General features: G+C 37.6%; 5 protein-coding genes and 1 pseudogene. 3 read left to right on the forward strand and 3 right to left on the reverse strand.

Features of this window, described 5'->3' with window-relative positions:
• Positions 1–4: 4 nt before the first annotated feature.
• Entirely contained in the window at positions 5–1429 is a 1425-nt protein-coding gene (locus F936_RS07600; protein ID WP_005046363.1) for a glutamine synthetase family protein, read from the reverse strand.
• A 404-nt stretch (positions 1430–1833) separates the two neighbouring features.
• On the opposite strand from F936_RS07600, the gene F936_RS07605 reads away from it, so the two are divergent.
• Positions 1834–2382: a DUF2799 domain-containing protein gene (locus F936_RS07605; RefSeq protein ID WP_005046367.1), complete on the forward strand. Its 549-nt coding sequence runs from the start codon at positions 1834–1836 to the stop codon at positions 2380–2382.
• Positions 2383–2426: 44 nt separating this feature from the next.
• On the opposite strand, the gene coq7 is transcribed toward F936_RS07605, so the two are convergent.
• Positions 2427–3062: a 2-polyprenyl-3-methyl-6-methoxy-1,4-benzoquinone monooxygenase gene (coq7, locus tag F936_RS07610; RefSeq protein WP_005046369.1), complete on the reverse strand. Its 636-nt coding sequence runs from the start codon at positions 3060–3062 to the stop codon at positions 2427–2429.
• Positions 3063–3065: 3 nt separating this feature from the next.
• Entirely contained in the window at positions 3066–4388 is a 1323-nt protein-coding gene (locus tag F936_RS07615) for an MFS transporter (protein ID WP_016802282.1), read from the reverse strand.
• A gap of 391 nt (positions 4389–4779) precedes the next feature.
• Here F936_RS07615 and F936_RS07620 point away from each other — a divergent pair.
• Positions 4780–7293: pseudogene (locus tag F936_RS07620) on the forward strand (autotransporter assembly complex protein TamA); the annotation flags it as partial.
• A 26-nt stretch (positions 7294–7319) separates the two neighbouring features.
• The gene (locus F936_RS07625; RefSeq protein WP_005046376.1) at positions 7320–11825 is read left to right on the forward strand and encodes a translocation/assembly module TamB domain-containing protein; all 4506 of its coding nucleotides are present in this window, start codon (positions 7320–7322) and stop codon (positions 11823–11825) included.
• Positions 11826–11914 lie beyond the last annotated feature (89 nt).

Here is an 11914-nt window from a genome sequence, read left to right on the forward strand (position 1 = left end):
TTAGTTATATATCCCAATGTTGTTCTGCTTCGGTCATTTGACTATAAATATTTTGATATTCAGCCTGTTTAACTGTGTACCAATGCTCTACAAAGTCAGTTCCCAAATATCCTTTTAAAATAAGACTCCCTTTAAATATTTTTAATGCTTCTGGCTGATTGTTGGCTAATAGAATGTGCTCATCAGGAAATTTTAAAAGATGTGCAGGTTTTGGTAGTGGTAACTTATGAGACAAGCCGTAAGACACACCGGCTAAAATCGTAGCTGTAACCAAATAGGGGTTACAGTCGGCTCCAGCAACCCGATATTCTAAGCGTTGATTTTTTAAATCTGAGCATGGAATTCGAATTGCGACATTACGATTATTGGTACCCCAATTTGCTTCTAATGGCACATGGTGCCCAATTTTAAAACGTCTATAAGAATTAATATTGGGTGCTAAAATAGCCATGGATGCAGGCATTAATTCAATTAGGCCACTAATCGCACTGAGTAATTTGGCCGAAGGTTCATCTTTTGCTACTTCTGAACTAAATACATTTTCATGGTACTGATTGAGCAAGCTCATATGAAAATGCATGCCACTGCCAGCCTTTGCCAAGTTCGGTTTCGCCATGAAACAGGCAATTAAGTCATGTTTTCTTGCGACTTGTTTTACAATTCTTTTTAAAGCATTAATTTGATCACACAGCTTTAAAATATCATGAGTGTGTTGAAGGTTTAGTTCGTATTGTCCAGGTGATGACTCTGCAACAATAGCGGTAATTTCAATAGATTGTAGTAGGGCGGCTTTTTCAACTTCTTCTAAAACTTGCTGGTAGTTATTTGGTGCATCTATGTCAAAACATTGGTTTTCCAAACATGTTTCAGTGTGATGGTTAGGGGAGAAAAGATAAAATTCCAGTTCAGCAGCCATAACAGGGAAATAATTGTGAGTATGTAACTCATTTAATAATTTTTTTAATATATTGCGTGGTTCATATCGACAGTCTGAGCCATGTTCTTCTTGCATGGATAGGTAAAGCTGAGCATTCATTTCAGGGGATAAGGCACTTGGTTTCAAGCTGCCTAAAATGGGCAGGCAAAGTCTGTCTGGTTCACCAATATATTTTCCTAAACCTGTCTCTTCAATCACTTTTCCATCAAGACTCATTGCATAAACAGAAAGTGGAAAATAGCATCCATTAGAGAGATTCTTTAAACTTTTAACATCAATCCGTTTGCCACGAATATGTCCGTTTAAGTCGTGCAGACAAATATCAATGTGCAGGGTACTTGGATATAAATTTAAGTATTCATCGACTTCTTTCAAAAATAAATCGGGTTGGAAAGTATCGGCTTGTGTTGGTGGAGTAAAATCGTCTGATATTTTAAAAGCCTTAAGGTGAGAGTCTTGTAAGTTTAAGTTTGGATAAATATGCGTACTCATTATAAAAACCTTGGTGGTTATTTAGCTAAAATCCTACCGCAAGCTGTGAGGTTAATAGCATAAAAAAAGAGTAAAATGATTAAAGAATGATTTTTAGAATATTTAGATTTTTTGTATGAATAATCAATTGCTTGAGTCTAATTTTTATAATTAAAAATTTAAGTAAAATTAGCGTATAAGGGCAGTCTAAGAGTTAGCAAATTTCTTAGAATTTTATTTTTAAATTAAACAATATTAGTAATTATGACCTTTCAATTTGGCGAGATGGTCAAACTGATTTAAACTTAAAGGCTTATTCAGTGAGTCACTTATTTTTGAAGTTTTGAATAGAGCAAGACCTTTTAGGGTATTTACTGGAATTTTATTTTTGCGTTTTTTAAATTTATTTTTTGAGTTCTCTTAATATGAAAAATATCGGTTTAGCCATTCTAGCAATCAGCCTTTCAGGTTGTGCTGCAATGAGCGTAGAAGAATGTAAGACTGCGAATTGGTCATTAGTGGGTGAGAAAGATGGTTCAAAAGGTTCGTCGCCACGTTTAGATCAATATTACAAAGCATGTGGAAAAGCCAATATTGTTCCAGATCAAAAGTCATATGAACGTGGGTATAAAGAAGGTCTGGGGTATTATTGCCAGCCAACAAATATTTTTTATAATGCTTTAGAGGGTAGTGGCAATATCAATGTGTGCCCAGTTGAGCAGCGTAATCGTTTAAGACCTTATTATCAGGCAGCTTCCGATTACTATAATGCAAAAAATGAATATGACCGTTATGACGAAAAGTTTAAACAATATTCTGATAATGCTTACAACGAAAAATTAAAGCAAGAAGAGCGTGAACGTTATCGTAAGCTTTTAAAAGAATTACAAATTGATCGTGACCGTATTAATAAAAACTATTGGAACTCAATTCGCGATATCGAACGTTTCAAATATGATCATGGCTTAAAATAATATTTGAAAAGGATTGATCTGATTGAGATCAATCCTTTGTTTTTTTAAAGATAATAACTGGTTTTTGTCATTAACTTTGAAATGGCTGTCATGGTGATTTTTACCGCATACGGTAATTCAACACCACCTGCTTCAAGTGCAGTATGACGGTGATGTAACTCATCTTCATTCATTTGCTCTAAAATTTTACGAGAGCGATCATCTTGAGCTGGTAGCTGTTTTAAATGGTCTTGTAAATGAAGGCTGACTTGACGTTCTGTTTCGGCAACAAAACCTAAACTATATTTATCACCTGCAATACCCGCAAGAGCACCCATGCCATATGAAAGCCCATACCATATTGGGTTTAATAAACTGGTATGACTATTTAACTCTTTTAAGCGAACTTCACACCAAGCTAAATGATCTTGTTCTTCAATCGCTGCTTGTTGCATTTCTTGACGTACATTGGGTAGCTTCGCCGTTAATGCTTGTCCATGATAAAGGGCTTGTGCACAAACTTCACCACTATGGTTGACTCGCATTAAACCTGCGACATGGCGAGCATCTTCTACACCTAGTTTTGCTTCAACTGTTTCAGCTGGATTTTGGCGCTGTGCTGCTGTTGCACCCGGCACAAGACTACGTAATGCTTGATCAAAAGAGTTAATAAGTTGATCAATTCCAGTATAGTGGCGCATAAATTAGTCCTCCAAAGAAAGATGTGCTGTGGCAAGCATTGGTTTTAGTCGTGCTAGAAGCCAAATACTAAAGATTGCACTAAGTACAGCTGTAATAATAAAAAGTATTTTAATATCAATTTTTAAAACACTTAAGATTAAGATTGAAAAAATTGCAGAAGAAACCATAAAAACGGCATTTAAAATGTTATTAGCCGCAACAACACGGGCACGATGTGAACGTGGTGAATAAGCCTGCATCATGGCATAAAGGGGAACAATATAAAAACCGCCACTAATCCCCAATAAAGTCACTGCTAACATTACATGATAGTAAACCCAGCCTTGAGTAAATATATCTTTTAACGTAAGTAATGCACCAGTTCTTTCGGGTACAAAAGCTAAACTGGCAGCAAGGTAGAGCGCAAAAACAGTAAGGCCAATAGCACCAATCGGCACCATTTTAATATTAATTTCTGAACCACCGATTTTACGGCAAAGAAGAGAACCGACACCAATACCGACTGAGAAGAAAGTAAGCAAAAGGCTAACCACATTTTCTGAAGCATGGATATTTTGTTGGGTGAGCTGTGGAATTTGAGTTAAATAAGTAGCGCCATAAAACCAGTACCATGAGTTACCTAACAAAATAGTGAACACTAAAGGTAAGCTTTTGGCATATTTAATCGTTTGAAAACTCGTACGAATGAAATTCCAGTCAATCTTTAAGTCGGGAGCAGCAACTTTTTGAGGTAAAATGAACCGACTACATAAATAGCCAATGCAAGCAATAATCACAACAGTAAGACTAATCCACAATAAATTTCCGTCTGATGATGCAATCACGGCACCACCTATAATCATCCCAAATAAAATTGCCATTGATGTGCCCGACTGAAACAAAGCATTACCGGACATCAACTCATGTGGTTTTAAAATCTCGGGCAAAATTGCATATTTGATCGGACCAAAAAATGTTGAATGTGTGCCCATCAAGAATAGAGCAACGAGAAGCAGCCATAAGTGACCCAGCATGAAACCCGCAGTACCGATGAGCATAATGATGATTTCTAAAATTTTAATGCCACGGACGAGTTGTGAACGCTCATATTTATCTGCAATTTGTCCAGCAGTGGCCGAAAAAAAGAAATAGGGCAAAATAAACAAGAGAGCCGCTAAGTTATTAAGGGTACTTACTGGGGCAGATTGTTGCTGAATCCAGCCATAAGTAATCACTAATAATAAAGATTGCTTAAAAACGTTATCATTTAATGCCCCGAAAAACTGGGTAAAAAACATCGGTACGAACCGACGTGATGTCATCAGGTGCTCATCTTGTTTCATCATGTGCAAACTTCATTGTGTTTTATAAAAAAATGTGACCGAGTGTTAATTTGCATCGAAAACCATGTATGATATTTTTAACGCTTGATTAAATGAAAAATCAATGGTTTTGAGTGAGTTTTACACTCACCTTGGTGCGTTTTATTAAAAAATAAGTCTAGAGTTTTCTATGCCTTCTAAAATTAAGTTTAAACAGTCAACTCTCACTCATTCTATGCATTTAATTTTAAAAATGCAGGGGATTCCTAAACTTATTTGTAGCAGCTTGTTGTTAAGTGTTTGTGTAACACCAAGTTTTGCTCAAACCTCTGTTGCAGCTAGTTCATCAACTGCAAGCCCAACTGTATCTGATACTTCAACAGAACAATTAGCTCCAATAGATCAGCAAAATACTGCGCCAATTACAGATATTGCTACACTTGTGACTCAAGCTCAGCAACAACAAGATAGCTTGGCTATATTGCAACAACAAGAACAATTTCCAAATCAAATTGACGAATTTAAGCCAATTACACTGGATAATCTCGAAGATTTACCAGATATGCCTGTTGACCAAAACATGGCAAATGAAATTTATAGGGTAGCGGAAGAAGCTAAAAATGAAGCGCAGAGTTTTCAAAATGGGTCTCAGAAGCTACCTGAAGTAACAGTAAGTGATGCAACACAGTCTGAAATACAGGAAATTAAACAGGCACCTGTAAATATTGATCAGCTTATGCAAGAGATTCAATCTGATAGCAAGATTGTAGTCGAAGCCAATGAAACTGGAAAAACCTTACCAGAGTTAACGCCAGAGGCCGAAGAACCACCTGAGCAAGCTGGTTTCTTTAAGCGTATTTTAAATAAAGTGCGCCCGCCACGTGCAATTCCAATGGAACAAGTACCGCGTATTAGTGCAGAAGTAAGTGGTGCTTCAGATGTGCTGGCTAAAAACATTAAAGGTAAGTTATCAACATTTACTCAAGAGTCATTTGAAGATTTCAATGCAGCTTTACCTCAACTTAGAACATTAAGTAATCAAGCAGCACAAGCGGTTGGTTATTATAATGCCGAGTTTAAATTTGAAAAATTAAGTCCGAGTCGGGTTCGTGTAAATGTTACGCCGAATGAACCTGTACGGATTAATGAGCAAAATATTGAATTTACTGGTGCGGGTGAAAAGCAACCACAGTTTCAGGTTATTCGTTTAGTTCCTGAACAGGATGTTGGTGACATTTTTAACCATGGTTTATATGAAACCACTAAAGGCCGCATTGTTGATGCCGCATCTAATAATGGTTATTTTGATGCTTACTGGCGTTTGCATGATGTGAAAGTGAGTCAACCAGAAAATAAGGCTGATATTAACTTGCGTTATGAAACAGGTGAGCGTTACAAATTAGATAAGGTTGAGTTTCGTATGAGTGATCCATCGAAACCTTTGCCATTAAATTTGAATATCTTAGAAAGTATGGCACCTTGGAAAGAGGGTGACGATTATGCATTCTGGCGGGTAAATGTGTTAGCAAACAACCTAACAAACTCTCGTTATTTTAATTACACTTTGGTTGACTCTATTAAACCAGATCCAATTGAAAAACCACTTGAGCTACCACCAGATTTACAAGCTTTAGTCGATGAACAAAAGATCGATATTGATGAGTCCAATTTACTTTCCCCTGAAGAAAGACAACTTGCCAAAGCACGTCAATTAGCGACATCTAATAAAGAAGTTACACAAAATGTAGTCGATGAAAAACAGTTTGCTGGAACCCAAAATAACCAAGAGGCTACAGCTAAAACAGCGATGTTGCAAAGTGCTCCGGTTCAGCAAAATGAAAAAGAAACTGAACAAAATCGCCTACAAGCTCAAGCACGTGAAACTAAAAGAATTCCTGTTATTGTGACTTTAAATGCAGATAAGCTAAATAGTTTAGAAACAGGTGTGGGTTACGGCACCGACACAGGCGCACGTTTACGTAGTCAGTATCGCCGCTCTATTGTGAATAAATATGGTCACTCTTTCGATGCCAATTTGGAAGTTTCTCAAATTCGTCAATCTATTGATGGGCGATATAGTATTCCCTATAAACACCCGTTAAATGACTATTTTAACATTGTGGGCGGATATGAGCGTGAAACACGTGATGATATTGGCCCAGATGTAAGTTTGTTGACCGAGTCTGCCGTTGTTGGTGGTGAGCGGGTAATTAAACGTCCTTTAGGGAACTGGCAACATACTTTTGGTGTGCGTTATCGTTTAGATCGTCTTACCCAGCAGGGTAATGTGGACGTTTCTGAGTTACCAGATGCCTTTAAAGCAACCGGAATGGCGTCGGAGCAAGAAGCATTATTATTTGGTTATGAAACATCAAAAACTTCTAGTAATACACGTTTGAACCCAACAAAGGCTTTTAAACAAACTTATAAAGTAGAATTCGGTAGCGAGAGTTTACTGTCTGACGCCAACATGGCGATTGCAAGTGCGGGTTGGAGATTTATTTACTCTCTTGGTGAAAATGATGATCATCAATTCGTTGGAAGATCTGACCTTAGCTACATTTTTACTGATGAGTTTGACAAAGTTCCCTACAATCTTAGATTCTTTACTGGTGGTGATCAAACCATTCGTGGCTTTGACTATAAAAGTCTTTCTCCAGAAGAAGATGGATATAAAATTGGGGGGCAAGCTTTGGCTGTAGGTTCTTTAGAATATAACTATCAGTTTAAGGACGGTTGGCGAGCCGCTGTTTTCTCTGACTTTGGTAATGCCTATGATAAAGACTTTAGTAATCCAGCAGCTTATAGCGTTGGGGTTGGAATTCGCTGGAAGTCTCCAATCGGCCCAATTCGTTTAGATGTCGCTTCGGGTATTTCAGATGAAAACCATCCGATTCGTTTACATTTCTTTATAGGCCCACAACTTTAAAAATAAAATTTTATTAGGTTTATTTTATGGCGGAAGTAGAACAGCAGCCCACTTCGGCACCTAGCTCACCTAAGAAACGACGCATTTTGCGTAGTTTCTTGCTGACGATATTGATCATATTTTTATTATTAGCGTCTTCGTTAGTGATTATGATGTCAACAGATCGCGGAAGTCGTTTTTTATTAGATCGGGTTTTAGAAGCTCAGAAAATAATTAAATATGAATACGAAGGCGGGAACTTACTGCGCGGAATTATTCTTAAGAATGTTTTAGTGCAATTAAAGGACGTTGATGTTTCATTAGATAGAGCTGACGTAAGCTTAGGATGGCGTTCTTTATTATTAGAAAAAGAAGTGCATTTGAGCCATGCGGATGTGCGTAACTTACATATTATTAATAAAACTCCGCCCTCTGGTAAAGCGTTCGAATTTAAGCCTATTAAGTTACCATTTGTTCTACGTGTTGATGAAGCCGATGTTGATCATTTAGAGATTAAGCTAGCGACCTCAGATGTAAGTTTTCATGACGTTCATTTACAAGATGCACTTTGGTCAGAGACCAAACTGGAATTTGAAAAATCCAGTATGGATATGGGTTATCTTTCAGTCCACAATGCCACAGGAAAAATGGATTTCAGTGGTAAATATCCATTAAATGCGACAGCAGATTTAAGAATCCCATCTTTAAAAAGTTTAAATATACAAAATATTAAAGTCGCAGCTCGCGGAAGTTTAGATACTTTAAAAGCGGGTGTTGCAACAACAACACCCGACTTGTTAACGGGTTGGGTTGTATTGCATCCTGTTCGTGATGAAGTTCCAATGCAAGGTCAGTTATTACTAAAAAATTATCACTTACCTTTATTGGTTGAACAAAAATTATTTGCAAAAAATGGTGTGATTAAGTTTCAAGGCGATATTAAACAACTTAATTTAGCAGTTGATACAGATTTAAAAGGTGAGAATTTACCTGAAGGTCAATACAACGCTTTAATGAATACTGACTTAGTTCATCAGTTGAATATCACTGATTTTAATGGCCAAGTCATGAAAGGCGCTGTTAACCTTAAAGGTTTGGTGAACTGGAAAGATCATGTTACTTGGGATATCAAAGGGCGTTTAGACCATATTAATCCTAAGGACAAAGCAATTCCTCAGGTTGTTCAAGACTTTTTACCGCCAAGTTTAGATGCTGTTGTTGCTTCAACCGGCTCTTTGGAAAAAGGTACTGAAGTATTTGCCAATGTTGATTTTGACCGTTACGAGTCTTGGAAACTTAAGTTTAATCAGGCGCCAGAAAAAAATAATAAGCCTCAACCGATGCTCATGAATGTAGCTTGGACGAAAATAGACCGTGCAATGCCTTATATTGGATGGTTAAGCAGTGACAGTGGTCAGGTTGATTTAACATTACGTGATGGTCAGCAAGATATTAAAGTTGCTACAAAAGTATATCAGCATGAAAAAACTTTATTGCCAGCAGGACAATATCTAGCCAATCTGAATGTTAAAGATAATGTTTTAAATGTTCCCAATTTTAGTTTTACTGCTGAAAAAGGTAGTTTAACTGGTCAGGCTAAAGTGTTGCTTCCTACCGAAAAACGTCAGTTGGTTTGGAACGCATTGTTAAATGCAAAAGATTTTAACCCACAAAGTATTCATGCGGCAGCACCTGTTAATCTTTTAAATGGTTCGATTAAAGCGAATGGTTTTGCTAAACCAAACCAGCAAATCATTCAATTTGAGAAAATTGATTTAACGGGTCGACTGGCTCAAGCAGGTCAAGAGACTGTAACTTTAGGTGGTAAAAGTACAGCAGCATTATTATTCCATGATGTGAAAGCTGGTGGTGGCTTTAAAGGTTTTGCAGTTAATTATGATGGATCTTTAAAAGCCTTAAAACAGGCAAATGGTTTATTGAAGTTTTCTATAGCAGGTACGCCAGATTTTATTCGAATTAACCAGTTACAGCATGATGGTGTAGCTGGGAAAATCTATGCGACAGGTTCTGTAAATTTAAAAGATCGCATTGCATGGGATATTAATAGTTCATTGGTACGCTTTAAACCACAATATTTTGTCTCAAGTATTAAAGGTGAACTTTCAGGGAATCTGAAAACCCAAGGGGTTTGGTCAGATCATTTGAAACGAATTAATATTCAGCAATTGAATCTTGCAGGCTTTATAAATAATAAACCTGTTCGCGGTAAGGGTAATTTATCTTTATTGATGGACTCTAATCAAAAGGGCTTTTTACCTCAGCAGTTTGAAGCCAATAATTTATTTTTAGTGTATGGGCAGAATCAGCTACAAGCGACAGGTAATGCACAAAATCTAAAAATCAAGCTCAATGCCCCCGCACTCTACGAGTTATATCCAGGGTTGCGTGGTCGAGCTTATGGTGACCTGAATGTACAATCACAGCCACGGTTAAAAGCAACAGCAAATATCGCAGTAGATGATTTTGCTTTTAATACTTTAGTGAGCGTGAAGAGGTTGAGTATTCAAGGTGAACTTCCAACATCGGAAACGACACCGACTCAATTAACAGCTAAGTTAGATAATTTACGTAGTGGTAATCGAGAAATTCAGTCTGCCGAAGTGAATTTGACTGGAACGAGAAAAGCACATTTATTAAAAGTGCTAGGGAATAATAGGATTTCTAAGTTCTATGTTCAGTTGGCTGGTGGCTTTAATCAAAATAATGATTGGTTAGGTCAAATTCAGAAAGGAAGTTTTGATTCACGACGAATTCGTTTGGCACAAAATCAAAATGCTCCTGTGATTTTTTCTTCGGCAAGGTCTGAGCTATATGTAGGTCAACACTGCTGGCAAAGTACTAATAGCCAGCTCTGTTTTGACCAACCTGTACGTGTGAGTAAAGCACGCGGTAATATTTCGTTTGTAACTCAAAACATGGATTTAAGTGACTTCGCGGCATTTATGCCAGAAGGCTTAGCGATGACTGGACAATTAAATGGTTATGCCAAGGCATCGTGGGTAAATGGAGGCAATCCAAAACTTGATGCCCGTTTAATTACGCGCAAAGGTGAAATTGGTTTAGCTGCTGAAGATCCTCAAGACCCTGCAACAACCTTAGCTTATGATGAGTTAGGTGTTATTGCAAAAAGTGTATCAGAAGGTCTGTTATTCCGTGTTGATGTTAAAACACCTGATATTGGTACGGGTTATGCGAACGTTATTATCAATCCATTCCAGCCATCAATGCCAATGCATGGTGAGGTCGCTTTTAATGATGTTCAATTAAAAGTCTTGAAACCATTTATTCAAGATGTCCGCACACTAAGTGGAACCTTGGCTTTAGCAGGTAAGGTCAATGGTACATTAACTCAGCCACAGTTTACTGGTGAAATGCGTCTGAAAAATGGTGCAATCAGTATGATTTCGCTGCCAGTTAATTTAACTAATGTTCAGGTTTACTCATCAATTCGTCAGAACATGGCAACCATTGATGGAGCGTTTAACAGTGGTCAAGGTGTAGGGCTTTTAAAAGGTAGTTTTGAATGGAAAGATGCACCACGTCTTCAATTAAACCTCAAAGGTGATAATTTACTTGTACGTCAGGCGCCATTAATTACTGCAATTGCCAATCCAAACCTTACACTTGATATGTATCCTTTCGATAAACGTTTAAGCTTAAAAGGATCGGTAGATGTTCCTCGTGCGCGAATTTCAATGCCAGAAACAACTGCTCCAGTCATTAATACCTCATCAGATGTCCGTATAGTGCGACAAGGCCAAGACCCACTTGCAATTTTACGTGCAGCTAAACCTTGGGATATCCGAGCTGATATTGCTGTTAATATTGGAAAGCAAGTGATATTCCAAGGCTTTAACAGTAATATTCCGTTAGTTGGTCGTTTAAATTTAAGTCAACGTGGCTATGAGACTGCGATGAGAGCTAACGGAGCAATTGGTGTCAGTCAAAAAGTAAAAATTGAAGCCTATGGACAAAGTCTAGATTTGAATCGAGCGATTGCACGTTTCAATGGTCCATTGGCAAACCCGACTTTAGATATCGATGCCAATAAAAATGTTCAGGGTAGTATGGTTGGGGTACGTGTTACAGGTACTGCTACCTCTCCAAACATTCAGGTTTATAACGATGCAGGTCTATCTGAGCAAGAAGCATTGAATGCGCTTGTTACAGGGCGTATTAATGAAGGTTCAAGTGGTTTAAGTAATGCGGAAGGGTTTAAATCTGATGTAAATAACACCATTGCTGCTGCGGGTATCAGTATGGGCTTGGGTGGCACACGAGCTTTAACTAACCAGATTGGACGTACTTTCGGTCTAAGTGGATTAGCTTTAGATGCTCAAGGTACAGGTGATGATACTCAGGTGAGTTTAACTGGCTATATCACACCGGATCTATTTATTCGTTATGGTGTCGGTGTGTTTACTCCAGTCAACAAGCTTACGTTACGTTATCAAATGAATCGACGTTTATATTTAGAAGCAAGTCAATCTTTAGAAAGAGCGATCGATCTTTTCTACAATTGGCGTTTCTAGTAGATGGAAATTAAGCATTATAAAAGTACGTTAGTACCTCTGTAATACTGTAATTGGTTTCAATCAGTAATAACTAAATTAAGAGCTCA

It is taken from the genome of Acinetobacter calcoaceticus DSM 30006 = CIP 81.8 (genome assembly GCF_000368965.1).
Taxonomy (GTDB): domain Bacteria; phylum Pseudomonadota; class Gammaproteobacteria; order Pseudomonadales; family Moraxellaceae; genus Acinetobacter; species Acinetobacter calcoaceticus.

Bases quoted from the DNA above. Each gene is read 5' to 3' on its own strand.
- F936_RS07605 (WP_005046367.1), top strand. From the start codon at position 1,834: ATGAAAAATATCGGTTTAGCCATTCTAGCAATCAGCCTTTCAGGTTGT.
- F936_RS07615 (WP_016802282.1), bottom strand. From the start codon at position 4,388: ATGATGAAACAAGATGAGCACCTGATGACATCACGTCGGTTCGTACCG.
- coq7 (WP_005046369.1), bottom strand. From the start codon at position 3,062: ATGCGCCACTATACTGGAATTGATCAACTTATTAACTCTTTTGATCAA.
- F936_RS07625 (WP_005046376.1), top strand. From the start codon at position 7,320: ATGGCGGAAGTAGAACAGCAGCCCACTTCGGCACCTAGCTCACCTAAG.
- F936_RS07600 (WP_005046363.1), bottom strand. From the start codon at position 1,429: ATGAGTACGCATATTTATCCAAACTTAAACTTACAAGACTCTCACCTT.